The organism is Streptomyces sp. NPDC037013, assembly GCF_055607265.1.
In genome coordinates this window covers 682,680-709,430 of sequence record NZ_JBVJRV010000006.1, presented here as the reverse complement: position 1 = coordinate 709,430, position 26,751 = coordinate 682,680, and the positions used below count along the sequence as shown (strand labels likewise).

The 26,751-nt window shown below is 73.2% G+C and carries 24 protein-coding genes; 8 read left to right on the top strand and 16 right to left on the bottom strand.

Annotated elements, in window-relative coordinates; translation table 11 throughout:
• Positions 1-531 precede the first annotated feature (531 nt).
• Positions 532-1,542, top strand: a complete 1,011-nt coding sequence (gene trpS, locus ACZ7DY_RS25480) for a tryptophan--tRNA ligase (protein ID WP_471138684.1) — start codon at positions 532-534, stop codon at positions 1,540-1,542.
• Here trpS and ACZ7DY_RS25475 read toward each other — a convergent pair.
• Positions 1,497-2,498: a GlxA family transcriptional regulator gene (locus ACZ7DY_RS25475; RefSeq protein WP_471138683.1), complete on the bottom strand. Its 1,002-nt coding sequence runs from the start codon at positions 2,496-2,498 to the stop codon at positions 1,497-1,499. The genes trpS and ACZ7DY_RS25475 overlap by 46 nt on opposite strands.
• Before the next feature lie 74 nt (positions 2,499-2,572).
• Between ACZ7DY_RS25475 and ACZ7DY_RS25470 the strand changes: the two genes are divergently transcribed.
• Positions 2,573-3,151, top strand: a complete 579-nt coding sequence (locus tag ACZ7DY_RS25470; protein WP_471138681.1) for a cysteine hydrolase family protein — start codon at positions 2,573-2,575, stop codon at positions 3,149-3,151.
• 209 nt (positions 3,152-3,360) lie between these two features.
• On the opposite strand, the gene proC is transcribed toward ACZ7DY_RS25470, so the two are convergent.
• The 5 genes from proC to ACZ7DY_RS25445 all read right to left on the bottom strand — a co-directional run bounded on the left by proC (position 3,361) and on the right by ACZ7DY_RS25445 (position 7,824).
• Positions 3,361-4,185 (bottom strand): pyrroline-5-carboxylate reductase, encoded by an 825-nt coding sequence (gene proC / locus ACZ7DY_RS25465; protein ID WP_471138679.1) that lies wholly within the window; start codon positions 4,183-4,185, stop codon positions 3,361-3,363.
• A gap of 135 nt (positions 4,186-4,320) precedes the next feature.
• Positions 4,321-5,058, bottom strand: coding sequence for an ABC transporter permease (locus ACZ7DY_RS25460; RefSeq protein ID WP_471138677.1), 738 nt, complete (start codon positions 5,056-5,058; stop codon positions 4,321-4,323).
• Complete coding sequence (locus tag ACZ7DY_RS25455) at positions 5,055-5,912, bottom strand: ABC transporter ATP-binding protein (protein ID WP_471138675.1); 858 nt, start codon at positions 5,910-5,912, stop codon at positions 5,055-5,057. The genes ACZ7DY_RS25460 and ACZ7DY_RS25455 overlap by 4 nt, the downstream gene beginning before the upstream one ends.
• A gap of 55 nt (positions 5,913-5,967) precedes the next feature.
• On the bottom strand, positions 5,968-6,720 hold the full coding sequence (locus ACZ7DY_RS25450) for a class I SAM-dependent methyltransferase (protein WP_471138674.1): 753 nt from the start codon (positions 6,718-6,720) through the stop codon (positions 5,968-5,970).
• A gap of 564 nt (positions 6,721-7,284) precedes the next feature.
• Complete coding sequence (locus tag ACZ7DY_RS25445) at positions 7,285-7,824, bottom strand: EamA/RhaT family transporter (protein ID WP_471138673.1); 540 nt, start codon at positions 7,822-7,824, stop codon at positions 7,285-7,287.
• Between the two features lie 176 nt (positions 7,825-8,000).
• Here ACZ7DY_RS25445 and ACZ7DY_RS25440 point away from each other — a divergent pair, with 176 nt between their 5' ends.
• A complete protein-coding gene (locus ACZ7DY_RS25440; RefSeq protein ID WP_471138672.1) occupies positions 8,001-10,304 on the top strand; it encodes a protein kinase domain-containing protein in 2,304 nt (767 codons plus the stop codon).
• Positions 10,305-10,365: 61 nt separating this feature from the next.
• Here the strand turns inward: ACZ7DY_RS25440 and ACZ7DY_RS25435 are convergent, their stop codons facing one another.
• From ACZ7DY_RS25435 to ACZ7DY_RS25415, 5 genes are all read right to left on the bottom strand, one after another.
• A complete protein-coding gene (locus ACZ7DY_RS25435) occupies positions 10,366-10,674 on the bottom strand; it encodes an SH3 domain-containing protein (RefSeq protein WP_471138714.1) in 309 nt (102 codons plus the stop codon).
• Positions 10,675-10,822: 148 nt separating this feature from the next.
• Positions 10,823-12,676: a dihydroxy-acid dehydratase gene (gene ilvD / locus ACZ7DY_RS25430; RefSeq protein ID WP_471138670.1), complete on the bottom strand. Its 1,854-nt coding sequence runs from the start codon at positions 12,674-12,676 to the stop codon at positions 10,823-10,825.
• A 196-nt stretch (positions 12,677-12,872) separates the two neighbouring features.
• Positions 12,873-13,505, bottom strand: a complete 633-nt coding sequence (locus ACZ7DY_RS25425; RefSeq protein ID WP_471138669.1) for a TetR/AcrR family transcriptional regulator — start codon at positions 13,503-13,505, stop codon at positions 12,873-12,875.
• Positions 13,502-14,326, bottom strand: coding sequence for a sugar phosphate isomerase/epimerase family protein (locus ACZ7DY_RS25420; protein ID WP_471138667.1), 825 nt, complete (start codon positions 14,324-14,326; stop codon positions 13,502-13,504). The genes ACZ7DY_RS25425 and ACZ7DY_RS25420 overlap by 4 nt, the downstream gene beginning before the upstream one ends.
• Before the next feature lie 153 nt (positions 14,327-14,479).
• Positions 14,480-15,412: a Ppx/GppA family phosphatase gene (locus ACZ7DY_RS25415; protein WP_471138665.1), complete on the bottom strand. Its 933-nt coding sequence runs from the start codon at positions 15,410-15,412 to the stop codon at positions 14,480-14,482.
• Positions 15,413-15,483: 71 nt separating this feature from the next.
• Here ACZ7DY_RS25415 and ACZ7DY_RS25410 point away from each other — a divergent pair, with 71 nt between their 5' ends.
• Complete coding sequence (locus ACZ7DY_RS25410) at positions 15,484-16,416, top strand: DUF3109 family protein (RefSeq protein ID WP_471138664.1); 933 nt, start codon at positions 15,484-15,486, stop codon at positions 16,414-16,416.
• Between the two features lie 57 nt (positions 16,417-16,473).
• Here ACZ7DY_RS25410 and ACZ7DY_RS25405 read toward each other — a convergent pair whose 3' ends face one another.
• Complete coding sequence (locus ACZ7DY_RS25405) at positions 16,474-18,303, bottom strand: BACON domain-containing protein (protein ID WP_471138662.1); 1,830 nt, start codon at positions 18,301-18,303, stop codon at positions 16,474-16,476.
• 266 nt (positions 18,304-18,569) lie between these two features.
• Here ACZ7DY_RS25405 and radA point away from each other — a divergent pair, with 266 nt between their 5' ends.
• Both radA and disA read left to right on the top strand, forming a co-directional pair.
• Positions 18,570-19,979 carry a DNA repair protein RadA gene (gene radA / locus ACZ7DY_RS25400; protein WP_471138660.1) on the top strand — a complete coding sequence of 470 codons (1,410 nt, stop codon included), beginning with the start codon at positions 18,570-18,572 and terminating at the stop codon, positions 19,977-19,979.
• A 90-nt stretch (positions 19,980-20,069) separates the two neighbouring features.
• Positions 20,070-21,194 carry a DNA integrity scanning diadenylate cyclase DisA gene (gene disA / locus ACZ7DY_RS25395; protein ID WP_471138659.1) on the top strand — a complete coding sequence of 375 codons (1,125 nt, stop codon included), beginning with the start codon at positions 20,070-20,072 and terminating at the stop codon, positions 21,192-21,194.
• Between the two features lie 26 nt (positions 21,195-21,220).
• On the opposite strand, the gene ACZ7DY_RS25390 is transcribed toward disA, so the two are convergent.
• A complete protein-coding gene (locus ACZ7DY_RS25390; protein ID WP_471138657.1) occupies positions 21,221-21,514 on the bottom strand; it encodes a DUF1330 domain-containing protein in 294 nt (97 codons plus the stop codon).
• Between the two features lie 96 nt (positions 21,515-21,610).
• On the opposite strand from ACZ7DY_RS25390, the gene ACZ7DY_RS25385 reads away from it, so the two are divergent.
• The gene (locus ACZ7DY_RS25385; protein ID WP_471138655.1) at positions 21,611-22,600 is read left to right on the top strand and encodes a GlxA family transcriptional regulator; all 990 of its coding nucleotides are present in this window, start codon (positions 21,611-21,613) and stop codon (positions 22,598-22,600) included.
• A 15-nt stretch (positions 22,601-22,615) separates the two neighbouring features.
• On the opposite strand, the gene ACZ7DY_RS25380 is transcribed toward ACZ7DY_RS25385, so the two are convergent.
• A complete protein-coding gene (locus tag ACZ7DY_RS25380) occupies positions 22,616-23,455 on the bottom strand; it encodes a hypothetical protein (RefSeq protein ID WP_471138654.1) in 840 nt (279 codons plus the stop codon).
• 194 nt (positions 23,456-23,649) lie between these two features.
• Between ACZ7DY_RS25380 and ACZ7DY_RS25375 the strand changes: the two genes are divergently transcribed.
• Positions 23,650-24,393, top strand: a complete 744-nt coding sequence (locus ACZ7DY_RS25375; protein WP_471138652.1) for a phosphatase PAP2 family protein — start codon at positions 23,650-23,652, stop codon at positions 24,391-24,393.
• A 16-nt stretch (positions 24,394-24,409) separates the two neighbouring features.
• On the opposite strand, the gene ACZ7DY_RS25370 is transcribed toward ACZ7DY_RS25375, so the two are convergent.
• Entirely contained in the window at positions 24,410-25,036 is a 627-nt protein-coding gene (locus ACZ7DY_RS25370) for a response regulator (protein ID WP_471138712.1), read from the bottom strand.
• Between the two features lie 74 nt (positions 25,037-25,110).
• Entirely contained in the window at positions 25,111-26,751 is a 1,641-nt protein-coding gene (locus tag ACZ7DY_RS25365; protein WP_471138651.1) for a sensor histidine kinase, read from the bottom strand.

Sequence of the window (26,751 nt, the reverse complement as noted above, 5' to 3'; positions counted from 1 at the left end):
TTTCCCTTTCCGGCGGTTCCGACTCTATCAGATCCTTTCGGGCCTGACTCCCAGTCAGCGGGCGTTGTCCTCACGGCTGTTGGGCCGTTCCGACGAGTGAGACTTTAGCGGAATCCTGGCTCCCGACCTAATCGGGGGCGTCCTTTCGAACGCGGATTCCTCATTTCGCAAATACACATGAAAACGAGGCGAAGGCGCAGACCCTGAGGGCACACGACATCGATCGCTTGAATGGTTGTTGCGGAATGGCTGCCCGGGGACCGACCATGTGGTCGACGCTCACGTCGGGCAACTCGGAGAACACTACGTAGCGCCTCCCGGAGTGTCAACCCCGGACAGCGGGCCCTCCTCGGGTCTACTCTGAGAGGCGTGACTACACGTGCGTACGCCCAACTGTGGTGGGCCGCCTGAGGGCGGCCGTACATACGCATGTACTCAACGGCCGCCGCCTCGGCGGCCGTTCTTGTTTCTCCCCCCGGAGGACCTGGAGCCCGGCGGCCGGGCCGGCGGTCCCGACCAGGAGGCGGAGAGATGACGAGGATCTTCAGCGGGGTCAAGCCGACGGGACACCTGACCCTGGGCAACTACCTGGGAGCCATCCGGCAGTGGGCCGAGGTCGATCAGTACCGGGCCGACTCCCTCTTCAGCATCGTCGACCTGCACGCCCTGACCGTGGACCACGATCCCGGCCGGGTGTGCAGGCTCAGTCGGCAGGCGGCGACGCTGTTGCTCGCGTCCGGGATCGATCCCGAGCAGGCCACCGTGTTCGTCCAGAGCCACGTGGACGAGCACGCCCGGCTGTCGTATCTGCTGGAGTGCGTGGCCACGGACGGCGAGATGCGGCGGATGATCCAGTACAAGGAGAAGTCCGCGCGCGAGCGGGCGCGGGGCGGGAGCGTGCGGCTCTCACTCCTCACCTACCCGGCGCTGATGGCCGCGGACATCCTGGCGTACAACGCGGACGAGGTGCCGGTCGGGGACGACCAGACGCAGCACGTCGAGCTGACGCGGGATCTGGCGGCGCGGTTCAACCAGCGTTACGGACAGACGTTCGTGGTGCCCCGGGCCATCGCGCCGAAGGTGGCGGCGCGGGTCATGGACCTTCAGGACCCCACCTCGAAGATGGGCAAGTCCCATGAGGCCGGCGCCGGGATCATCTATCTGCTCGACGAGCCCGACGTGATCCGCAGGAAGATCCTGCGGGCCGTCACGGACAGCGGCAGCGTGGTCGAGTTCGACCGCTCGTCCAAGCCGGGGGTCTCGAACCTGCTGGAGATCCTCGCGGCGTGCCGAGGTGGGAACCCAGAAGCCCTGAGCGGTGTATACGAGTCGTACGGCGCACTGAAAACAGACACCGCCGAGGCCGTGGTGGAGCTGCTCAGGCCCGTACAGGAACGGCACAAGGAGCTGGTGGCGGACCCCGCGTACTTGGAGGAGGTGTTGCGGCGAGGCGCCGAGCGGGCCAGGGACATGGCCAAGCCGACGGTGGACGGCGCCTATAGGGCGATCGGGCTGCTGCCGCCGGTGAACGAAGCGCGGTAGGCGCGTGGGCTGGTGGCGAGGCGCGATGCGAAGTGCTGGCGCATCGTGACCTCGCTGCCGAAGCCGGCGCGGCGGGCCACCTCGGGCATGGGCAGGTCGGTGCGTTCGAGGAGCTTCTGGGCGGCCGCCATGCGCTGGTCGAGGAGCCAGCGGAGCGGGGTCGTGCCGGTGGCGGCGGTGAAGTGGCGTGCGAAGGAGCGTGCCGACATGCCCGCGCGGGCGGCCAGGTCGGCGACGGTGAACGGCTCATGGAGGTGACGGAGGGCGTATTCGCGTACGGAGGCGAGGGCATCGGCGTCGCGGTCGGCGCGCGGGGTCGGGTGCTCGATGAACTGGGCCTGGGTGCCGGAGCGGAAGGGGGCGGTGACCATCGAGCGGGCGATGGTCGCGGCGGCTTCGGACCCATGGGAGACCCGGACCAGGTGCAGGCACAGGTCGATGCCGGCGGCTGTGCCCGCGGCGGTCCAGATGTTGCCGTCCTCGATGAAGAGGGCGTCGGGTTCGACGGAGACGAGGGGGTGATGGGTGCGGAGCAGGTCGACGAGGTTCCAGTGGGTGATCGCCCGGCGGCCGTCGAGCAGTCCTGCCTGGGCGAGGGTGAAGGCGCCGCCGCAGAGCGCGGCGATGGTGATCCCCCGGGCGTGCGCCTCGCGCAGGGCTTCCAGCACGGGCCGCGGGGCGGGCGTGAGGTGGTCGTCCAGGCCTGGGACGACGATCAGGTCCGTGCCGGTGAGGCCGGCCAGCCAGTGGAGGGGGCGGTCCGGGGTGAGGGTCAGGCCGCCCCGGATGGGCACGGGTCCGGGATCGGCGGCCACGCGCCGCAGTTCGAAGGCGGGGGCGCCCCGGTCGGTGCGGTCGGTGCCCCACACCTCGGTGATGACGGAGATGTCGAAGGCGCGGATGCCGACAAAGGAGAGGAGAGCGATGCGCTGAGGAGAAGGACGGCTCGACGACACACTGGCAGTAAACCATCGATCGCTGGCTTTCACCCCTCTGGGGCGACAAGGCGCTCGGCGGCAGCATCGTGGTCATGGAGATCGCGGAGAACGCAGCACTGGTCGTGGTGGACGTACAGAAGGGTTTCGAGGAGGAGGAGTTCTGGGGAAAGCGGAACAATCCGGACGCGGACGACAACATCGCCTCGCTGATCGACGTGTGGCAGGCGACGGGCAGGCCGGTGGTGTTCGTACGGCATGACTCGCCGAAGCCGACGTCGCCGCTGCGGTCGGGGTACGTGGGCAACGACTTCAAGGAGTACGTGGAGGAGCGGCGCGGGAAGGGCGCCGAGCTCCTGGTGACCAAGACCGTGAACTCGGCCTTCTACGGGACGCCGGACCTGGACGCCTGGTTCAGAGCCGAGGGGATCGGCCAGTTCGTGGTGGTCGGGATCCAGACCAACATGTGCGCGGAGACGACGGCACGGATGGGCGGGAACCTCGGGTACGAGGTGGTGTTCCCGCTCGACGCGACGTACACCTTCGACCTGACGGGCCCCTTCGGCTGGCGGCGCGAGGCGGAGGAACTGGCGCAGGCCACGGCGGTCTCCCTGCACGGCGGCGGCTTCGCGAAGGTCGTGACCACGGAATCGGTCCGCAAGGCAGCGGCATAACGCCCCCGCAAAAAACAACAAGACGGCCCGCACCCACCCACGAGACGGAAGGGGACGTGGGGGTATGTGCGCACGGAGCACCGAGCCCACTGTGCCGCCTTTGTCCGCACGGCGTGACGCAGGGATAGCGAGTACGCACATACCCCCGCGGCCCCGACCCACAACCGAACCCAAGGCGCGGACACCAGTCCGACCCGAACCGCCCGAGGTCAGCCGGTGCTGCCGGAGGCGAGCTCGCGGCTGCGGTCGCGGGCCGCTTCCAGGGCCGCGATGAGCGCCGCGCGCACCCCGTGGTTCTCGAGCTCGCGGATCGCGTTGATCGTGGTGCCCGCGGGGGACGTGACGTTCTCGCGGAGCTTCACCGGGTGCTCGCCGCTGTCGCGGAGCATGACGGACGCGCCGACCGCCGCCTGGACGATCAGGTCGTGGGCCTTGTCGCGGGGCAGGCCGAGCAGGATGCCGGCGTCCGTCATGGCCTCGACGAGGAAGTAGAAGTACGCGGGGCCAGAGCCGGACAGGGCCGTGCAGGCGTCCTGCTGCGATTCGGGGACGCGGAGCGTCTTGCCGACCGCGCCGAAGACGGCCTCCGCGTGGGCCAGTGCGTCGCTCGATGCGTGGCTGCCGGCGGAGATGACGGACATGCCCTCGTCGACGAGGACGGGGGTGTTCGGCATGACGCGGACGACCGGCGTGCGGTCGGGGAGGCGCTCCTCGATGAACGCGGTGGTGATGCCGGCGGCGGCGCTGATGATCAGGCGGTCGGGGGTGACGTGCGGGGCGAGTTCGTCGAGCAGCTTGGCCATGTCCTGCGGCTTGCAGGCGAGGATCAGGGTGTCGGCCTGCTTGGCGGCGTCGGCGTTGCTGACGGGGGTGACGCCGTAGCGGGTGCGGAGTTCGTCGGCGCGTTCCTGGCGGCGGGTGGTGACCAGTAGGTCGGCGGCCGCCCAGCCGCCGCGGATCATGCCGCTGAGCAGGGCTTCACCGATCTTTCCGGTGCCGAGGACTGCGACTTTCTGGCGCGTGTTGCTGCTCATGAACGGTGGCCTCCGGGGTTGCGTCGTCCGGGGGCCATCCTCGCATTGGGGTGCCGAGGGGAGCGGCGGCGTCCGGTGGGCGGAACGCCGTGCGGGCAGGCAGGGCTTGCGGGCCGGTCAGGGCGCGCGGGCCGGTCAGGCCGTGCGGCGGCGCAGGGTGGCGGCGCCGAGGCCGAGGACCAGGACGGCGCAGGCGGCGACGATGACGACGTCGCGGAGGAAGGTGCCGGTGACGTCGGGGTGGCGGAGGACTTCGTTCATGCCGTCGACCGCGTACGACATGGGGAGGGCGTCGGAGGCCCACTCCAGGACCGGCTGCATCTGGTCGCGCGGCGTGAACAGGCCGCAGAGCAGGAGCTGCGGGAAGATCACCGCCGGCATGAACTGGACGGCCTGGAACTCGGAGGCGGCGAAGGCGGAGACGAAGAGGCCGAGCGCCGTGCCGAGGAGCGCGTCGAGCAGGGCGACCAGGAGCAGCAGCCAGGCGGAGCCGGTGACGTCCAGGCCGAGGACCCACAGGGCGAGGCCGGTGGCGAGGGTGGACTGGACGACGGCCAGGGCGCCGAAGGCGAGGGCGTAGCCGGCGATGAGGTCGCCTTTGCCGAGGGGCATGGCGAGGAGGCGTTCGAGGGTTCCCGAGGTGCGTTCGCGGAGGGTGGCGATCGAGGTCACCAGGAACATGGTGATGAGCGGGAAGATCCCGAGGAGCGAGGCGCCGATGGAGTCGAACGTCTGGGGGCTGCCGTCGAACACGTAGCGCAGCAGGAGCAGCATCAGGCAGGGGACCAGGATCATCAGCCCGATGGACCGTACGTCGTGGCGGAGCTGGCTGAGGACCCGGGCGGCGGTGGCGAGGGTGCGGTAGGCGTTCATCGGGGGCTCCCGGGCGGGGTCGACGGGCCGGTGTCGGCGGCAGCGGCGGCGTCGACGAGGTGGAGGAAGGCCGCTTCGACCGTGTCGGAGCGGGTGCGGGTGCGCAGGCTGTCGGGGGTCTCGTCCGCGAGGAGCCGGCCCTGGCGCATGAGGAGGAGGCGGTGGCAGCGTTCCGCCTCGTCCATCACGTGGGAGGAGACGAGGAGGGTGGCGCCGCGGTCGGTGGCGATGGTGTGGAAGAGGTCCCACAGGTCGCGCCGGAGGACGGGGTCGAGGCCGACGGTCGGCTCGTCGAGTACGAGGAGTTCGGGGGTGCCGAGGAGGGCGACCCCGAGGGAGACGCGGCTGCGCTGGCCGCCGGAGAGGTTGCCCGCGAGGGAGCCCGCGTGCGGGGTGAGGGCGACGTCGTCGAGGACGCGGGCCACGTGGGCGTGGCGGCGTTCGGCGGCGGGGCCGGGGCCCGGGTCGAGGACGGCGGCGAAGTGGTCGAGGTTCTGGCGGACGGTGAGGTCGTCGTAGACGGACGGGTGCTGGGTGACGTAGCCGATGCGGGAGCGGAGGGCGGGGGCTCCGGCGGGGTGGTCGAGCACCTTCAGGGTGCCGGTGACCTTGGCCTGGGTGCCGACGATCGCGCGCATGAGCGTGGACTTGCCGCAGCCGGAGGGGCCGAGGAGCCCGGTGATCTGGCCTCGGGGCACGGTGAAGTCGAGACCGCGCAGGACGGTGCGGGGGCCGCGCACGACGGTCAGGTTCCCGGCCAGGACGGCCGGGGCTTCGGCGGTGGCGGTCGACGACGGGGGCGCGGGCCGGGCCGCCGAAGCCTCGGAGGCGGTCGCCGGGCTTTTATTCACCATGTGATGAATAATCCTCGCGGTGCTCCCCCTCGTCAAGACGGGAGGGGCCGGTGAACTACGGCCGGAGCGCGACCACCAGGTCCACGAAGTAGCTCTCCTCGACCATCGCGTCCGGGAACACCTCCAGCAGCTCCGCGCGCTCCTCGGCGAGGAAGGCGGCCGTGCGTCCCTCGCCGAGGACCAGGAAGACCGAGTGCGTGGCGATGTTGGCCAGGTGGGTGTCGAGCGGGACCCGGCGGCTCCAGCGGAGCCGGTCGCCGCGCAGGTCGAGCTCGGACGGCAGACCTGCGGTGCGGTCGGCCGTGTGCCGGGTCTCGTTCTCCCGGCCGATGAAGCGGGCGATGCGCCCGGCCTGGTCGCGGAGCCACGGCGTCCCGTGGTCCGGGACGTTCCACCACAGGGCGAGGGCGCCGCCGGGGCGCAGCACGCGCAGGGCCTCGGGGACGGAGCGGTTCCGGTCCGTCCAGTGCCAGGCCTGGGCGTACGTGAGGAAGTCGGCCGAGCCGTCGGCCAGGGGCAGGGCGTTGCCGTCGGCGCGTACGAGGGGTACGTGCGGCAGGGCGCGGCGGAACTGTTCCGCCATGCCGGCCCCCGGCTCCACCGCGACGACCTCCGCGCCCCGGTCGGCCAGCAGGGCGGTGGCGATTCCCGTGCCGGCGCCCACGTCCACGACGCGCGCGCCCGCGAGAGGCCGGGCCGCAAGGCGCTCGACGGCGTCGAAGAGGGCGCGCGGATAGGAGGGGCGGTGGGCCGCGTACCGGGCGGCGGCCGCGTTGAAGGAGTGGGCGCGCGAGGGAGATGCGGTCATGGGGGCATGGTCGCGCGGAGGGGTGCGCTCATGAAGGCACGGCTGGTGCGGGCGCGCACGGATGCGTGCGGTCATGAAGGCACGGATGACCGCACCCTGAGGGCACGGGCGCGCGGAAGGGTGCGGTCAAGAAGGCGTGGGCGCGCGGTCAGTCAGTCGGTGGCCGGCGCGGGGCGCGGCTCGGGCGCGACGGGGCTAGGGGCGTGCCCCACGGCGCGCCCCTAGCCCTCGGCCGTCTGACCACCACGGATGAAGGCGACGGTGAGGCGCGTCGCGCAGCGGGGCGCGGTCGCGCGGCGGGGGCGCAGTCACGCAGCCGGGTGCGATCACACAGCCGGGCGCGGTCGCGCGGCGGGGCGCGGCCACGCAGCCGGGCGCGGCCACGCAGCCGGGCGCGGCCACGCAGCCGGGCGCGGCCACGCAGCCGGGCGCGGCCACGCAGCCGGGCGCGGTCGCGCGGCGGGGTGCAGTCACGCAGCCGGGCGCGGTCACGCAGCCGGGTGCGGTCATGAAGGCATGGGCGGCACGGGCGCGTGGAGGGTGGTGCTCGGGCAGCGGGACCGTTCAGCGCTTGCGGTTGTTCTTTCGTGACGGGTTGCCCGTCCGGCGCTGCGTGCGCTTCTCGTACTGCTCCAGCGCCGCCTCGTACTCCTCGCGGTGCAGCCGTTCGCCCGGGGCCTCCTTCAAGGAACGGAAGAAGTAGGCGAGGAGGCTGCCGATGAAGCCGATCGTCATGAGGCCGCGCGTCGAGGCCTGCGACGCCGCGTCGTGGCGGCGCGAGAACCCGTCCCAGGTGCGGCGGAAGGCGATGGCGCTGCAGATCGCGAACATCACGACGACGAGGAGGTTCACGAACTTGCCGACCGCCGCGATGGTCAGGCCCTCGTACGCGAAGCGCAGCACGAAACAGCCGACCGCGGCGGCGACCAGCGAGCCGACGGCGACGCCGGCGCGGCGGGCGCCGTAACCGCCGTCGTGGGTGAGCCAGGTCGTGCCGAAGAAGCGGAGGGGCTCGGGCCGCGGGCCGGGCGCGGTGCCGGGGATGGGGCCGGAGGCGGTGCCTGCGGGGCCGGAGGGGCCTTGGGTGCCGGATTCTTCGCTCACCGTTTGATTATCGCCTGCCGCCCCGGGCGACCCGCCTCCCGCGACCCGCGCCCCGCGATGTCCGAGCCGACGCGCAGGCGCGCCCTATTCGTCCCCCGCCTTGCCAGGCCGCACCGTCCGGCAGTTACTTTGGGCGGGATAAGTCGTAGCCGGGGAACCGGGGGAGGTCGGTGGGCATGACGCTCCGTGGCGGGGACCCGGAGGAGATCGGCGGTTACCCGCTCGAGGCACGCCTCGGCTCCGGTGGCATGGGCACGGTGTACCTGGCGCGTACGGCGTCGGGGCGCCCCGTCGCGATCAAGCTGATCCACCGGCAGTTCGCGGACGACGAGGAGTTCCGGATCCGCTTCCGGCAGGAGGTGGCGGCGGCCCGCCGGGTCAGCGGCGCCTTCACCGCGGCCGTGATCGACGCCGACCCCGAGGCCGAGCACCCGTGGATGGCGACGACGTTCATCGAGGGCCACACCCTCGCCCAGCACATCGCCAAGAAGGGCCCCATCGCCGGTGCCGAGCTGCGCACGCTCGCCATCGGCCTGACGGAGGCGCTGCGCGACATCCACCGCGCCGGTGTCGTGCACCGGGACCTCAAGCCGTCGAACGTGGTGCTCTCCCCCGAGGGCCCGCGCGTCATCGACTTCGGCATCTCGCGCGCCACTGACCAGCAGACGCTGACGATGACGGGGCGGGTGATCGGCACGCCGCCGTTCATGTCGCCGGAGCAGTTGCAGGCGCCGCGCGGGGTCGGGCCGCGCTCCGATGTGTTCTCGCTGGGCACGCTGCTGGTGTACGCGGCGACGGGGCAGGGCCCCTTCGACGCGGACAGCCCGTACATGACGGCCTATCAAGTGGTCCACGAGGCCCCGTCATTGGGCGCGGTGCCGGACGCGCTGCGCGCGGTGGTCGAACCGTGCCTCGCCAAGGAGGCGGACGCCCGGCCCTCCGCCGACGAACTCCTCGTACGACTCCGGGACCTGCCCTCCGACCTGGGCCGCACCACGGACCCCGCCGTAACTCCGCGCAGCACGCGCGAGACGGACACCCAGCACCACCTCTCGACGGACGACGACACACCGGCCCCCGTCCCGGTCCCGGCCCCCGCCGCGACCCCGGCCCCGGCCCCGGCCCCGGCCGCGCATGACACCGGAACAGAGACCGGCGCCGGGTCCGGGACCCTCATCGGCCGGCGGCTGCGCAGGCGCTGGCGGCCGGTGCTCGCGGCCGCCGTGGCCGTGGCCGCGATCGGCGGCGGGGTCGCCGTGATGCGGGCCGGCGGCACGGACGGTCCCGGCGGCGCCGAGGGCAAGGGCGAGGACATCGCCGCGGCCGGAGCGCGGCTGCCGAGCGGGTTCGAGCCGTGGCGCAAGACCGTGCGGGGCGGCCGTGCGGACATCCTGGACGAGCTGCGGTGCGTGGCGCGCGACGACGCGCTGTTCTGCGGGGGCGGCGGGGTCGTCGCGACCCGGCTCAGGCTCTCGGACGGCTCCCGCGTCTGGACGGAGAAAAGCCCGGGCGTCCCGGTCCAGGGCATGCACCTGGTGGGCGCCACCGATGACACCGTCGTCGGCTACCGCTTCGCGCCCGAGGACGCGCCGGGCGGCCCCGCCACCGAAGTGGTCGCGCTGGACGCCGCCAAGGGCAGGGAGCTCTGGTCGGTGCCGTCCGGCGCCCAGTCGACGGCGGTCACCGGACGCACCGAGGACGCCGTGGTGATCGACTCGACCGTCGTGACGGTCGACGCGTCCGACACCCGCTTGGAGGCCCGGCGCGCGCACGGCGGCCAGGTCCGCTGGAAGGCACCGTTCCCCGCGGGCAGGGAGTGCGCCCCCGTCCCCGCGGGCCAGCGGCTGTACGCGATGTGCGCGCCGCGCTCCGAGGTGGCGGGCAGCACGGTGCGCCACCCCACCCTGCACGTCGTCGACCTGGCCTCCGGGCGGCTCGGCAGCGCCATCGCCGTCAAGGGCCCCGCCCAGCCGGTCGGCAGCGTCGACGGCGATCTCGTCCTCCTCCACGAGCACCGGGAGGGGTACCGGTCGACGGGGTTCGACGGCATGACGCGGATCGACCGGGACGCGCACAACGCCACGTACACACGGCTGCCGAAGGCGTACGCGGGGACGCCCGGCCTTGCCGACGGCACCGTCTTCGTGAGCGGGCGGACCGGGCTCGTCACGGCCCTCGACCCGAGGACGGGCCGGATGAAGTGGTCGCGGCAGACCGGCGTGGAGGGTGCGTCGGGGCCGGTGGCGGGCGGTGGCGGTGGCCACGGGGTGCTGTATCTCAGCTCGGCCAGCGGCCGGGTCGTCATGCTCTCGTCGCGCAAGGGCGAGGTGCTGGGGACGACGGATCCGCGGGCCGACGGGCTCGCGGGCGAGGAGAACGCCAGCCCGCGCGTGACCGTCGCCGGGAGCGTGGTCGTCGTGGCGGCCGCGCAGAACACCGTGTTCGCCTTCGACGCGACGAAGCCGCCGAAGTCCGGCTGAGCCCCGCCTCCCCCCGGAATGGGTACCTCCCGGAGGGAGGGCGAGGCGGTGCGGTAGGCCGTCAGCAGCGCGGCGCCACGTATCCGTTGCTGCCCGTTTGGACATACGTGTCCGAGACGTACCGGCCGCTGCCGATGCGGTCCCAGATCTTCGACGTGCCGGTCGGTCCCGTGACCGTCTCGCCGGGCTTCTGGCAGGCGATGCTGACGCGGGTGCCCGCGCGCAGGCTGCCGACCTTGCCGTACGAAGTGCCGGGACCCGAGCGGACGTTGACGTCCGCGGCGATCGAGTAGGTCCGCGCGGCCAGGGCCTCGATGGCCTGGTCGGCGGTCATGGCCGCGCCGGCCGTCATGGGCTCGTCGGCCGTCATGGGCTCGTCGGCGACTTCGGGTGTGATGACGTTCTCGCTCACAGTGCTCTCCCCCGTACGTGAACGACGGCGCGGGCGCGCCCTCGGCGTGTTTCCCACACCAAGGACGCGCCCGCGCCCCAAAAGGTTTCCGGCCCGACGCTCCGGCTCAGCCGAGTCGCGACACGTCCCGCACCGCGCCCTTGTCGGCGCTGGTCGCCATCGCCGCGTAGGCGCGGAGGGCCGCGGAGACCTTGCGCTCGCGGGCCTTCGGCGCGTACACACCGCCGAGCGCCTCGCGACGGGCGGCCAGCTCCTCCTCGGGGACGAGGAGCTCGATCGAGCGGTTCGGGATGTCGATGCGGATCCGGTCGCCGTCCTCGACCAGCGCGATGGTGCCGCCGGACGCCGCCTCGGGCGAGGCGTGGCCGATCGAGAGGCCCGACGTGCCTCCGGAGAAGCGGCCGTCGGTGACCAGGGCGCAGGCCTTGCCGAGGCCGCGGCCCTTCAGGAAGGACGTGGGGTAGAGCATTTCCTGCATGCCGGGGCCGCCCTTGGGGCCCTCGTAGCGGATGACGACCACGTCGCCTTCCTTCACGGCCTTGTTGAGGATCTTCTCGACGGCCTCTTCCTGCGACTCGCAGACGACCGCCGGGCCCTCGAACGTCCAGATCGACTCGTCGACGCCCGCGGTCTTCACCACGCAGCCGTCCACCGCGAGGTTGCCCTTGAGGACACCGAGGCCGCCGTCCTTGGAGTAGGCGTGGGCGACGTCGCGGATGCAGCCGTTCGCGGCGTCCGTGTCGAGGGTGTCCCAGCGCTCGGACTGCGAGAAGGCCTCGGCGGAGCGCTTGCAGCCGGGCGCCGCGTGCCACAGCTCCAGGGCCTCGGCGGAGGCGGAACCGGAGCGGATGTCCCAGGTGTCCAGCCACTCCTTGATGGAGGGGGCGTGGACGGTGTGCACGTCCTCGTTGAGCAGGCCGCCGCGGTACAGCTCGCCGAGGAGGGCGGGGATGCCGCCGGCGCGGTGCACGTCCTCCATGTAGTACGTCGTCGTGGGCGCGGCGTTCGGCGCGACCTTGGCCAGGCAGGGGACGCGGCGCGAGACGGCGTCGATGTCGGTCAGGTCGTAGTCGACCTCGGCCTCGCGGGCGGCGGCGAGCAGGTGCAGGATCGTGTTGGTCGAGCCGCCCATGGCGATGTCCAGCGCCATGGCGTTCTCGAACGCGGCGTGCGTGGCGATGCTGCGCGGCAGGACGGAGGCGTCATCGCCGTCGTAGTACCGCTTGGTGATGTCGACGACCGTGGCGCCCGCGCGCTCGTACAGCTCCTTGCGGGCGGTGTGCGTGGCGAGGACCGAGCCGTTGCCCGGCAGCGAGAGGCCGATGGCCTCGGTCAGGCAGTTCATCGAGTTGGCGGTGAACATGCCGGAGCAGGAGCCGCAGGTCGGGCAGGCGTTCTCCTCGATGCGGAGGATGTCCTCGTCCGAGATGCTCTCGTCGACCGCGTCGCTGATCGCGTTGACCAGGTCGAGCTTGCGGACCGTGCCGTCGACGAGGGTGGCCTTGCCGGCCTCCATCGGGCCGCCGGAGACGAAGACCGTCGGGATGTTGAGGCGGAGCGCCGCCATCAGCATGCCGGGGGTGATCTTGTCGCAGTTGGAGATGCAGATCAGGGCGTCGGCGCAGTGCGCCTCCACCATGTACTCGACCGAGTCCGCGATCAGGTCGCGGGAGGGCAGGGAGTACAGCATTCCGCCGTGGCCCATGGCGATGCCGTCGTCCACGGCGATGGTGTTGAACTCGCGCGGGATGCCGCCGGCCTCGCGGATGGCGTCGGAGACGATGCGGCCCACCGGCTGGAGGTGGGTGTGGCCGGGGACGAACTCCGTGAACGAGTTGGCCACGGCGATGATCGGCTTCCGCCCGATGTCGGCCCCGGGTACACCGGAGGCACGCATAAGGGCGCGAGCGCCCGCCATGTTGCGGCCGTGGGTGACTGTGCGGGACCTGAGCTCGGGCATCGTCGCTCGCTCCTTCAGGATTCGGCGATCCGTTGGTATGCGGGTGGATCCGTGTGTGCCTACGGAGAGGTGGTGCTGGCTGCTGTCGAGCGTACGCCGCGGCTCCAGGATCTGGACAGGCTGTCCGGATGGCGGGACGGCCGTCTCGGTGAGCGACCGCATCGCGGCGGGCCCGCGCGCGCCCGCCCGTCCCCCCTCACGCCCCCGTCAGATGCCCCTGTACCACCGGAGCCACCCGCGCCACGAGCTGTTCCACGTCCGCCGACGCCAGCGGCTCGACCTTGATCACGTAACGGAGCATGGCGACGCCCACCAGCTGCGCGGCGGCGAGCTCGGCCCGCAGCTCCGCGTCCGGCAGTTCGAGCCGGGCCGCGATGCGGCCGAGGAGCTGGGCGGCGATCAGCCGCCGGAAGACGGCCGCGGCCGTGTCGTTGTTCATCGCGGAGCGCACGATGGCGAGCAGCGGCGCGCGCGTCGCGGGGTTCTCCCAGATGCCGAGGATGAAGCGGGTCAGGCGCTCGCCGACCCCCTCGGGCGGGCCCTCCTCGATCGCGGCCGGCGCCTGGAGCGCGGGCGCGAAGGCGACGGTGACGGCCGCCTCGAAGACCTGTTCCTTCGTGCCGAAGTAGTGGTGCACGAGGGCCGGGTCCACGCCGGCGGCCTTGGCGATGCCGCGGACGGACGTCTTGTCGTAACCGCGTTCGGAGAATTCCTCGCGGGCGGCCCGCAGGATCTGGTCGCGCGTGGCGGGTCCGGTCTCCGCCTCCGTACGGGAAGGGCGTCCCCGGCGGCGCGGGGCGGCCGCCGGTGGCCGCGCGCCCCCGGTCATGAGCGGGGCACCCGCACCGCGGAGGCCAGGTGCAGCCGGGTGAAGGCGAGCGCCTCCGCGAGGTCGGCCTCACGTTCGGCGCTGGACATCGCGCGCCGCGTATTGACCTCGATGACGACGTGGCCGTCGAAGCCGGTGGCCGCGAGGCGCTCCAGGAGCTCGGCGCACGGCTGGGTGCCGCGGCCGGGGACGAGGTGCTCGTCCTTGGCCGAGCCGTTGCCGTCGGCGAGGTGGACGTGGCCGAGCCGGTCGCCCATGCGGTCGATCATCTCCATCGCGTCCGTGCGGGCGGTCGCGGTGTGCGAGAGGTCGACCGTGAAGTGGCGGTAGTCGTCCTTGGTGACGTCCCAGTCGGGCGCGTACGCGAGCATCTCGCGGTCGCGGTAGCGCCACGGGTACATGTTCTCGACGGCGAACCGCACGTCCGTCTCGCCGGCCATCCGCCAGATCCCGTCGACGAAGTCGCGCGCGTACTGCCGCTGCCAGCGGAACGGCGGGTGCACGACCACCGTCGACGCGTCCAGCTTCTCGGCGGCGGCCTTCGCGCGCTGCAGCTTGACCCAGGGGTCGGTGGACCAGACGCGCTGCGTGATCAGGAGACAGGGCGCGTGGACCGCGAGGATCGGGATCTGGTGGTAGTCGCTCAGCCGGCGCAGGGCCTCGATGTCCTGGCTGACGGGGTCGGTCCAGACCATGACCTCGACGCCGTCGTAACCGAGGCGCGCGGCGATCTCGAAGGCCGTCGCCGTCGACTCCGGATAGACCGAGGCCGTCGACAGGGCGACCTTCGCATCCGGGATGCGCACCACTGGTTCTGCCACGAAGGACAGCGTACGGGCCCCGTCCGGACGCCGGGGAGGTGGCCTCGTACCGCGCTGGTCGGGGACCGCGCCGCCCGGATGTGGCCCCTGACCGGCACCGTCGCTGTGCCCGGGGCGTGCCGGGCCGCCGTGCTCAGCGCGCATGAGGCCCGCTCACGGCGCCGGGAGGTGGTCGAGCTCACGCAGGATCACGCCCTCGCGCAGCGCCCACGGGCAGATCTCGACCGTCTCGACCCCGAACAGGTCCATCGCGCCCTCCGCGACGAGCGCGCCCGCGAGCAGCTGCCCGGCCCGCCCCTCGGAGACGCCGGGCAGCTCCGCGCGCTCCGCCGCGGTCATCGCGGCGAGCTGCGGCACCCAGTCCTCCAGGGACTTCCGCTTCAGCTCCCGCTGTACGTAGAGGCCCTCCGCCGAGCGGGCGGCGCCCGCCAGCCTGGCGAGCTGCTTGAACGTCTTGGACGTCGCCACGATGTGGTCGGGGGCGCCGAAGCGGCTGAACTCCCCCACGGTGCGGGCGATCTGGGCGCGCACGTGGCGCCGCAGCGCCTTCACGTCGGAGGGCTCCGGCGGATCGGTCCGCAGCCAGGCCGCGGTGAGCCGGCCCGCGCCGAGGGGCAGGCTGGCCGCGGCGTCCGGTTCCTCGTCCATGCCGTACGCGATCTCCAGCGAGCCGCCGCCGATGTCGAGGACGAGGAGCTTGCCGGCGGACCAGCCGAACCAGCGCCGGGCGGCCAGGAAGGTCAGTCTGGCCTCCTCCTCGCCGGACAGGACCTGGAGGTCGACGCCGGTCTCCTCCTTGACGCGGGCGAGGACCGCGTCGGCGTTGGTCGCCTCGCGCACCGCCGAGGTGGCGAACGGCAGGACCTCCTCCACGCCCTTGTCCTCCGCGGCCTCCATCGCCTCGCGGACGACGGTCACCAGACGGTCGACGCCCTCGGGCCCGATCGCCCCCGCGGGGTCGAGGAGTTGGGCCAGCCGCAGGTCGGCCTTGTGCGAGTGCGCGGGCAGCGGGCGCGCACCGGGGTGGGCGTCGACCACGAGCAGATGCACCGTGTTCGACCCCACGTCGAGGACACCGAGTCTCATGTACGGAACGCTACGCCGCGTGGGGAGATCGACTGGCCCCGGGCGGTCGGCCGCCCGCATACCCTGGAGACGTGCCAAAGACGAAAAAGGCGAAGACCGACAAATCGAAGTCGGGGAAGCCGTCGACCCAGCAGGCCGCGTCAGAGAAGCCGACGAAACAGGGAAAGCCGGAGAAGGCGGAGAAGCCGGGCAAGTCCGGAAAGCCGGCCAAGCTGCCCGAGCAGGGCGCGTCCGGGGCGCCGGAGCCGGACGAGAAGGGCCTCGACTTCGCCCGCGCCTGGGTGGAGTTCCCTGATCCCGCGGACGACGAGCAGGTTTTCCGCTGCGATCTGACATGGCTCACCTCCCGCTGGAACTGCATCTTCGGAAACGGCTGCCAGGGCATCCAGGCGGGCCGCGCCGACGACGGCTGCTGCACCCTGGGTGCCCACTTCTCGGACGAGGACGACGAGAAGCGGGTCGCCGGGTACGTGGAGCGGCTCACGCCCGACATCTGGCAGCACCACGACGTGGGCCGGGAGACCGGCTGGGTCTCCACGGACGAGGACGGCGACCGCCAGACCCGCCCGTACAAGGGCTCGTGCATCTTCCAGAACCGCCCCGGCTTCGCGGGCGGCGCCGGCTGCTCGCTGCACATCCTGGCCCTCAAGGAGGGCCGGGAGCCGCTGGAGACGAAGCCGGACGTCTGCTGGCAGCTGCCGGTGCGACGGACCTACGAGTGGATCGACCGGCCCGACGACACGCGCGTCCTCCAGGTGTCGATCGGCGAGTACGACCGGCGGGGCTGGGGCCCCGGCGGCCACGACCTGCACTGGTGGTGCACGTCGGCGACCTCGGCGCACGGCGCGGGCGACCCGGTGTACGTCTCCTACCGCCCGGAGCTGATCGAGCTGATGGGCAAGGAGGGGTACGACCGGCTCGTGGAGCTGTGCGAGCAGCGGCTCGCCGCGCAGCTGCCGATGCTGGCACCGCACCCGGCGGACCCCACGACCGCGCGGAAGTAGGACGCCTGGACGCCGGGCACCGGCACCCACCGGCCCGCCCCTCCCGCCGTCCGGCCGTCAGCCCGGGCCCGAGCCGCCGTCGTCGGACGGCGGCGTCGAGTCGCCCGGGCCGGGGTCGGTCGGGTCGGGCGTCGGGTCGGTCGGCGTCGGCGTGGGATCGGGGTCGGAGGGGCCCGGGTCGGACGGGCCCGGGTGCGAGGGGCCCGGATCGGACGGGTGGGGGTCGGGTCCCGGGTCGGTGGGGGTGGGCCGCGGCCGCGGGGTGTGCGGCGGGCGCCCGTCCCCGTAGCCGTCGATCGAGATGATGGCGCCCGAGGGCGCGATGGAGACCCGCGCGCTCCAGTGTCCCGAGGGCTCGCGGCTGTGGGCGACGTAGACCTGGATCGTGACCGACTCGCCCGGCGCGAGCGTCCCCGACGAGCGGCTGAGGTAGAGCCAGTACGCGCTCTCGCCCGCCGACCAGCGGACGGGTGTGCCGCCGGACGCCGTCAGCGTGATGAGCGTCGTGTCGCCGCTGGGCCTCGCCTCGACGGTCAGCCGTCCCGGACCGGTCGACGAACGGGACCCGGAGCCGCCGCTGATGACCTCTACGGAGACGTCGGGTGAGCGGCTGCCGGCGGTGAAACGGGGCTCGGGTCCCTTGCGGGCGTTGCCCGCGTTCTCATAGCTGTCCCGCGCGCGGTCGCTGCCGAGACCCCCGCGGCCGTCCTCGCTGGCGGCCACGGACCGGCCGTCGCGCCCCTCACCGGTGAGCGGTGCCCCCCGGTACGCCGCCCAGAGGGCGAGCACGGGCGCGGCCACCACGGTGGCGACGACGGTCGTCGTGACGGCACGCGCGCGCAGCCGGTCGCGGCGCGCCGCGTGGTCCTTGGGGTCCATCGGGAAACCGCGCCGGTCATAGCGCGGACCGCCGCCCCGCGCGCGCGGGGCGTGCGCCATCGCTGCGTGGAGGGCGGCCCTGGGCGCCTCGACGACGGGCAGTGCGGCCGGGCTGACGGCCGTGCCCGGCCAGGCGCTCGACCCGGCGCGCTCGGCGGTGCGGCGGCAGCGCGGGCAGTCGTCGACGTGCCGGACGAGCTCGCGCCGCAGGGCGGTGCCGAGCAGCAGCTGATCGTCACCGGTGAGGCGGGCCACGATCGGACAGCTGCCGGTCTCCACGACGGCGAGCGCGGCACGGGTGCGCTCCACCTCGCAGGCGGCGGAGGCGAGCAGGCCGCGCGCCTTGGCGAGGTCGAGGCCGAGGACGGCGGCGACCTGCGCGGGGGCGAGCTGGTGGCGCACGGCCAGTTCGAGTGCCTCGCGCTGCTCGGGGGTGGTGCCGGCCGCCTCCGGCCAGGCGAGCTGCGCCAGTTCACGTCGGCGCCGGCGGGCGGTTTCGTCGGTGGGGGCGTCCGGGGTGGTGGGCGAGGCGGGAGTGGTGGGCGAGGCGGGGGTTGTGCCGGGGGTGCCGGAGATGCCCGGGGTACTGGAGGTGTCGGGGGTATTGGTGGTGCTGGAGGTGTCGGTCGGTGCGTCGGAGGCGCCCGTGGCCGCTTTACCGGAGCCCTGCGCGTGTCTGCCCTCCCGGCTCCGCTTGGCCTCGGCCAGCCGGCGCAGGCAGACCCAGCGGGCGAGGGCGTAGAGCCAGGGCTTGAGGTCGGCCTCGGCTTCGGGGCCGCGGGCCCCCCGGCGCTCGGCGAGGTGGAGCACGTCCCCCAGGGCCGCGGTCGCCGCGTCGTGATCGCAGAGCACGGACAGGCAGTACGTGAACAGGCCGTCCAGGCACGGTTCGTAGCGCGGCGACGGCGTCGTCCGGGGCGCCGGGCGGGGCACCACGCGCTTGCGCGCGTCACGGTGCGCCCGGTGTGCGCCGGTTGCGTTCGTAGAGGTTTCCGGCCTGCTGCTCATCACCCGTGCGAAGTTAGGCGGATGATGCAGGCCCCTTCCTCCCTCTTGAGCAGATTTAATCCTTACGGGTGAACAGATCCCTCAAAAGGGGACAGGAACTCCTGATTCCGTGGCCTTGGCTCGCACGCCGGGCGAGCGAGGAACCAACCCGGCGTGAGCGCGGGGCGAGCGCCGGATGACCGCGAGGCGCTCGGGAGAGCGGCCGGAAGATGCCGTTCCGTGGCAGCCCGGCCGCGTTGTCAGTGGGCTCGGCTACGGTTTCGACCATGGCTGCCCGTACGAAATCCACCAAGGACCGTCCGTCCTACCGCTGCACCGAATGCGGTTGGCAGACGGCCAAGTGGCTCGGCCGCTGCCCCGAGTGCCAGGCCTGGGGGACCGTCGAGGAGTACGGCGCGCCCGCGGTCCGCACCACCGCCCCCGGCCGGGTCACCTCGTCCGCCGTGCCGATCGGCGAGGTCGACGGCAGGCAGGCCACCGCGCGCTCCACCGCCGTGCCCGAGCTGGACCGGGTGCTCGGCGGCGGGCTCGTCCCCGGCGCCGTGGTGCTCCTCGCGGGCGAGCCGGGTGTCGGCAAGTCCACCCTCCTCCTGGACGTCGCGGCGAAGGCGGCAAGCGAGGAGCACCGCACCCTCTATGTGACCGGCGAGGAGTCGGCGAGCCAGGTCCGGCTGCGCGCCGACCGCATCGGCGCCATCGACGACCACCTCTATCTGGCGGCGGAGACCGATCTCTCCGCCGTCCTCGGTCACTTGGACGCGGTCAAGCCCTCCCTCCTGGTCCTCGACTCGGTCCAGACGGTCGCCTCCCCGGAGATCGACGGCGCGCCCGGCGGCATGGCGCAGGTCCGCGAGGTCGCCGGCGCGCTGATCCGCGCCTCCAAGGAGCGCGGCATGGCCACGCTGCTGGTCGGCCACGTCACCAAGGACGGCGCCATCGCGGGCCCGCGCCTGCTGGAGCATCTCGTCGACGTGGTCCTGCAGTTCGAGGGCGACCGGCACGCGCGCCTGCGCCTCGTCCGCGGCGTCAAGAACCGTTACGGGACGACGGACGAGGTCGGCTGCTTCGAGCTGCACGACGAGGGCATCACCGGTCTCGCCGACCCCAGCGGCCTCTTCCTCACGCGCCGCGCCGAGCCCGTCCCCGGCACCTGTCTGACCGTCACCCTGGAGGGGCGCCGCCCGCTGGTCGCCGAAGTCCAGGCGCTCACCGTGGACTCGCAGATCCCGAGCCCGCGCCGCACCACCTCCGGCCTGGAGACCTCCCGCGTCTCGATGATGCTGGCGGTCCTTGAGCAGCGCGGCCGGATCACGGCCCTCGGCAAGCGCGACATCTACAGCGCGACCGTCGGCGGCGTGAAGCTCTCCGAGCCGGCCGCCGACCTCGCCGTCGCGCTCGCGCTGGCCAGCGCGGCGAGCGACACCCCGTTGCCGAAGAATCTCGTGGCGATCGGCGAAGTGGGCCTGGCGGGCGAGGTCAGGCGGGTCACGGGGGTCCAGCGCAGACTGGCCGAGGCGCACCGCCTGGGCTTCACCCACGCCCTCGTACCGGCCGACCCCGGCAGGATCCCCGCCGGTATGAAGGTCATCGAAGTCGCCGACATGGGGGACGCCCTGCGTGTCCTTCCGAGGTCTCGTCGCCGAGAGGCCCCGCGAGCGGAGGAGGAGCGCCGGTAGACTTTGCCCTGGTCTCGCCCGTCCGTACGAAGCGCCGTACGAAGCAAGGTGCCGGCAGAGGCTTGGACAACCTGCGACCGAGGGAGTGCAGTGGCAGCCAACGACCGGGCAGCGGTTCCCGGCAAGCCGGGTTCAAGCTCCGGTGCCGATGTGCTGATGCGCGCCTCCCTGAGCGCCGTCGCGCCCGGCACGGCACTGCGCGACGGACTCGAGCGCATCCTCCGCGGCAACACCGGCGGCCTGATCGTCCTCGGCTGGGACAAGACCGTCGAGTCGATGTGCACGGGCGGCTTCATCCTGGACGTCGAGTTCACGGCGACGCGCCTGCGCGAGCTGTGCAAGCTCGACGGCGGCATCGTCCTCGACAAGGACATCACCAAGATCCTCCGCGCCGGCGTGCAGCTGGTGCCGGACCCGACGATCCCCACGGAGGAGACGGGCACGCGGCACCGCACGGCGGACCGCGTCAGCAAGCAGGTCGGCTTCCCCGTCGTCTCGGTCTCCCAGTCGATGCGGCTCATCGCGCTGTACGTGGACGGGCAGCGGCGCGTCCTCGAGGACTCGGCGGCGATCCTGTCCCGCGCCAACCAGGCCCTCGCCACCCTGGAGCGGTACAAGCTCCGCCTCGACGAGGTCGCGGGCACGCTCTCCGCGCTGGAGATCGAGGACCTGGTGACGGTGCGGGACGTCACCGCCGTCGCCCAGCGCCTGGAGATGGTGCGCCGCATCGCCACGGAGATCGCCGAGTACGTGGTGGAGCTCGGCACGGACGGGCGTCTCCTCGCCCTCCAGCTGGACGAGTTGATCGCGGGCGTCGAGCCCGAGCGCGAGCTGGTCGTCCGGGACTACGTGCCCGAGCCGACGGCCAAGCGGTCGCGCACGGTCGACGAGGCCCTCGCCGAACTGGACTCCCTCACGCACGCGGAGCTCCTCGAACTGCCCACCGTGGCCCGCGCCCTGGGGTACACGGGCTCGCCCGAGGCGCTGGACTCCGCGGTCTCCCCGCGGGGCTTCCGCCTCCTCGCCAAGGTCCCGCGGCTCCCCGGCGCCATCATCGACCGCCTCGTGGAGCACTTCGGCGGTCTGCAGAAACTGCTCGCCGCCAGCGTGGACGACCTCCAGACGGTGGACGGCGTCGGCGAGGCGCGGGCGCGGAGCGTGCGGGAGGGACTCTCGCGGCTGGCGGAGTCGTCGATCCTGGAGCGCTACGTCTAGCCTCCCGCCGGTGGCCCGCGCCTAAGTCAGTCGTTGCCTTCGGTGATGCGGAAGTCGCGCTCGAAGCCGTCGGGGAGGGCCGCCAGCGCCTTCTGGTAGGCCTCGCTCTCGTAGGCCGCGACCGCCTGCTCGAAGCTGTCGTACTCGACCAGGACGACGCGGTGCGCGATGCCGGCCTCGCGGGCGGCGACTCGCCCGAAACTGGACAGGACGCGCCCGCCCGCGGCCCGGACGGCCTCCCCCGCCAGCTTGTTGTAGGCGGTCAGCATCTCGGGGTCGGAGATGACGGGATAGACGCTGACCCAGTAGCCCTTGGTCATGGGGAACCTCCTGTATGCGGCCGGACACCTTTGATCCTTGCCGTGCGAGCCGGCCTGGGCCATGGCGGAATGGTCAGCCTCCGATACATTCACGCCATGCCCGCCCACCAAGCCTCGCCCGCCGCTCCGGGCGCCCCCGCCGCTCCCGGCGCCCACAAAGTGGTCGTCCTGGTGCTCGACGGGAGTTACCCCTTCGAACTCGGCATCCCTCACCACGTCCTGGGCACCGCGGGCGGCCGCTACGAGGTGGTGACCGCGAGCGTGGACGGCGGGCCCGTGCGCACCGTCTCGGACCTGACCGTCACCCCCGGGCACGGACCCGAAGTGCTGGCCGAGGCGGACACCGTGATCATCCCCGGGTACGCGATCACCGGGGCCCCGGCCGCCGTCCCGGACCCGAAGGCCCTGGACGCGCTCTCCGGCGTCCGGCCCGGCACCCGTCTGGTGTCGATCTGCAGCGGCGCCTTCCTGCTGGCCGGCACCGGTCTCCTCGACGGGCGCCGGGCCACCACCCACTGGGCGCTCGGCGACCGCTTCCGGGAACTGTTCCCCCGGGTCGAGCTCGACCCCGACGTCCTCTTCGTCGACCACGGGGACGTGTTGACCTCGGCGGGGGCGGCCAGTGGCGTCGACGTCTGTCTGCACCTGCTGCGCAAGGACCACGGCACCGAGACCGCCAACCAGGCCGCCCGCTTCTGCGTCATGCCGCCGTACCGGGACGGCGGGCAGGCCCAGTACATCGAGCGGCCCCTGCCGCCGGCGGGCGCGACCGGCACCGGGCCGACCCGCGACTGGGCGTTGCAACGGCTCGAACTGCCGCTCTCGCTGGACGAGTTGGCCGCGCACGCGGCGATGAGCACCCGTACCTTCGCCCGGCGCTTCAAGGAGGAGACCGGTCTGAGCCCCGGCCGCTGGCTGACCTCGCAGCGGGTCCGGTGGGCCCGGCACCTGCTGGAGTCCAGCGATCTGCCGGTGGAGCGCGTCGCCCACGAGGTCGGCTTCGCCACCGCCACCTCGCTGCGGCGGCACCTCGCGGCGGAGGCGGGAGTCGCCCCGGCGGCGTACCGCCGCACCTTCCGCGGCTAGCCCCTCCGGTCCCTGCTAGTCCTTTTCGAGGACGAAGGAGGTCCGGGCCGTGCCCAGGCCGGGGGCCTTCGCCTCGACGAGGTACGTGCCCGGCTTCGCCGTCCCCGCCGAAGGCGTCGCGCACTGCGGGGCGCTGGCCCGCCGGTCCCACCGCACCGCGTGCGTGACCCGGCCGTCCGCCGGCACCCGCAGCAGCAGGCTGCCGTTCCCGGAGGGGCAGTCGGCCGAGGACCAGAACTCGTCGTCGCCATCGGCCTGAGTGATCGTCAGCACCGTGCCCTTGCCGCCGAGATCGAGCTTGCAGGCCTTGCCGCCGTCGTTCTCGGCGATCAGCTCGAACTTCGGCTTCTCGTCGATCGCGTACGTGTTCTTGACGCTGCGCACCTTCAACTTCACGGCCCCGCTGGTGCAGTTGGGCAGCCGCGAACCGGCCGGCAGCCGGTCCCCCGAGCCGCCCCCGCCCTTGGCATCGTCCCCGGCACCACCGGAGCCCCCGGAACCGCCCGAGCCGCCGGAACCCTCCGAACCGCCGGACCCGCCCTCCGAGCCGCCGGAGCCGCCCGAGCCCGGCCCCCCGGAGCCGCCCGAGCCGGAGCCGGAGCCCTCGCTCGACTCGTCCCGCCCGCCCGGGTGTTCACTGATCGCGGGTCCGGACTCGGTGGGTCCGGGAGTGATGGACGTGGCGGGTCCGTTGCCGCCCGGCCCGTCGGCGTCGTTCCTGCCGCCGCCGCCACCTGAGGTGACGATCCAGACGACGAGGAGCGCCAGCAGGCCTACTACGGACAGCAGAACGGCCCTCCGACGCCAGTAGATGGTGGAGGGAAGCGGCCCGACCGGATTGCGCAGAGATCCCACGCCCAAACCTTACGAGAGATCCGGTCCATCTCCCGCCCCACCCGCCGCGTTGGGCGGGAAAGTTTGCGGATCATCATCCCGGAACGGGTTCCGGGGCGGTCCGCGGCGCCCTGGGCCCCTGTCCATCGGCAGGGGCTGTGACGGGTCGATCGCCAGGTGTGACGATTCGGCCCCACTCCGTACCGTCCGCAATCATGGACACCATGACGGACGACCTCTACCGCGACATCACCGACTTCGCCCACGACACACCGTCGTGGTTCCAGCACCTCGCGGAGGTGTGGACGGAGCTCGGCCTGCTGCTCTTCGGCGTGCTCTTCGTCGTCGCCTGGTGGCGGGCCCGGCGCGGGGAGCCCCGCGCCCTGGCGATCGCGGTGCTGGCCCCGCTCGCCACCGCGGTGGCGTACGTCTGCAGCGAGTTGGCCAAGTCCGCGATCGACGAGGAGCGGCCGTGCCGGGCGGTGACCGGCGCGCTGAATCCGCTCGTCACGTGCCCGCCGCACGGCGACTGGTCCTTCCCCAGCAACCACTCCACGATCGCGGGCGCGGCCGCCATCGGGCTCGCCCTCGCCTGGCCGCGCCTCGCGGCGCTGACGGTGCCGATGGCCGTGCTCATGGCCTTCTCGCGGGTCTTCGTCGGGGTGCACTACCCGCACGACGTGGCGGTGGGTCTGGTCTTCGGCGCGCTGATCGTGTTCGTGCTCGTACGGGTCACCGCGCGCCCGGTGGCGCGGGTCACGCTGGCGATGCGCGGCTCGTCCACGGGGATCGTGAAGTGGTTCGCCGGGCCGGGCCCCGTGCGGGCCCGCGCCGCGTCCCGGCCCGCCCCGATGCCGGCCCCCGCACAGGCGCAGGCTCCGGCTCCGGCTCCGTACGACCCGGCGGCGTACGACTCGCCGACCATGACCTTCCGCCGCGACGACTCGCACCGGCACTGACGCCGCGCGGGGCCCGTCAGTCCGTCTCAGGGACGAGCCCCGCCTCGTACGCGACGATCGCCGCCTGAATGCGGTTCCGCACCCCGAGCCGGTCCAGGACCGCGCTCACGTATGCCTTGACCGTGCCTTCCACGAGATGCAGCCGGGCCGCGATCTCCGGGTTGGACAGGCCCGCGCCGACCAGGCCGAGCACCTCGCGCTCGCGCGGCGTCAGCGCCTCGACGCGGGTGCGGGCCTCGGCGCCGCGGCCCAGGCGCCGGGCCCCGAAGCCGTCGATGACGTGCCGGGCGACCTGGGGCGAGAGGAAGGCGGCGCCGCCCGCCACCGCCCGTACCCCGGCGATGAGTTCGTGCGGGTCGCCCGATTTCAGCAGGAAGCCGGTGGCCCCGCCGCTCAGCGCCCGCGCGATGTACGCGTCCTCGGAGAACGTCGTCAGCATCGCGACGGCGGTGCCGGGCACGGTGCGCGCGATCTCCTCCCCCGCGGCGAGTCCGTCAAGGCGTGGCATGCGGATGTCGAGCAGCGCCACGTCGGGGCGGTGGGCCTGGGCCAGCGCGACCGCCTCCCTGCCGTCCCCGGCCTCCGCGACGACCTCGACATCCGGTCCCGCGGCGAGGATGGCGCGCACGCCCGCGCGGATCATGGCCTCGTCGTCGGCCAGCAGGACGCGGATGGCCGAGGCCGCCGCTCCTCCCTCAGCTGCTCGTGCGTCGTCGTTCACCGTGCTCGTCCCTCGCCTTTCCCTGCCCTGCCGGTTTTCCCTGCCCTGTCGGTCGCCGTGGGGATGACGGCCTTGTCCACGAGGCGGCCGCTCGTGGCGCCGTGCCTGCCGAAGCAGAGTCTGAAGTGGGCCACGGCGGTGAAGAGTTCACCGCTCGCCCGGTAGTACGCGCAGTCGGCGTCCGCGGGCGGCGGGGTCGGCGCGCGCTCCAGCGGCGGGTCGGCGACGGTCCGGTCCGGCAGCACGCGGTCGGCCGCGGCGCGGCTCTCGCCGATGCGCAGGCGCGCGTAGTCGGCGGGGGTGAGGACGGAGTGCGTCCGCGAGTACGCGTACCAGGCGAAGGTCCCCCCGATGAGCAGCGCGCCCGTGGTGACGGCGGCACCGAAGGCCAGGACGGTGCGGCGCCGGGCGTACGTGAGGAGGTGGGCGCCTGTGGGGGCGGGCGGCGCCTCGGCGGTGTGCGGCACAGGGGACGTCGCGGTGGACGGGAGGTGTGCGGTGACGCGGAAGCCGGGGCCGTGCGGGCCCGCGGTGAGGGTGCCGCCCAGGTCGGCGACGCGGGTGCCAAGGGCCCGCAGCCCGGAGCCACCGCCGCCGGGCGGCAGCGCCGTTCCGAGCGGATCCCTCTTGTGGGGGCGGCCGTTGGTGACGGTGACCGTCGTCGCGGAGGCATCCCGCGTCACCGACACGGCGACCGGGGCGCCCGGCGCGTGCTTGGCCGCGTTGGTCAGCGCCTCCTGGACGACGCGGTGGACGGTACGCCGGGTCACCTCGCGGCGCGCCGGGTCGCTCCCCACCTCGTGGCCGCTCTCCTCCCCGTCGTCGGTGCAGGTGATGTCCAGGCCCGACTCCTCGGCACGCGCGACGAGGGCCGCGACGCTCTCGCCGGCCGGGGCCAGCGGCGCCTGTTCGTCACCCTCCTCACGGAGCAGGCCGATGATCGCGTGCAGCCGCTCGGTGGCCTGCGCGGCGGCGGCCCTGAGGTCGGCCGCGGCCTCCCGGTGCGGTTCCGGCAGGTCGGCGGCGACCTGGAGGGCGCCCGCCCGTACCGCGATCAGGCTCAGTTCGTGTCCCAGGGAGTCGTGCATGTCCTGGGCGATGCGGGCCCGTTCGCGCAGCCGGGCGCGGTCGGCGACGATCCGCTGCTCCCGCTCCAGCTGTCCGGCGCGGGCCCAGCCGGCGGCGGCCAGCTCACGGCCCTGGCGCCAGTAGCGGCCCGCGAGCCAGGGGAAGACCGCGCCGAACAGCAGGGTCGCCATCAGGACCAGCCACTCCACCGTCGGATCGACGTCCCGTACGGCGATCTTGACGGTGCCTGCGACGGCGATGCCGCCGAAGGCGAGGAGGGCGGGGCGGGCGTGCGCCGCGCGGCGGCCGAGCAGCAGCGCGAAGACGGCGAGGGCCGGTCCGTACGCGAGGGTGAAGAGCGAGGGGGCCGTGGCGAGGCCCAGGGCGGCCGGCAGCAGGAAGGCGGGGAGGGGCCGGGTGCGGCCGAGGGCGGCGGCGAGGGCGAGGGCCGCGAGGCCGGCGAGCTGCTGGGCGAAGGGGCGGGGTTCGTTCAGGCCCAGCCGGTCCACGGTCAGGACGGGTACGGCAAGCGCCGCCCACAGCAGTGCGTCCCCGGTACGTCTCTCCAC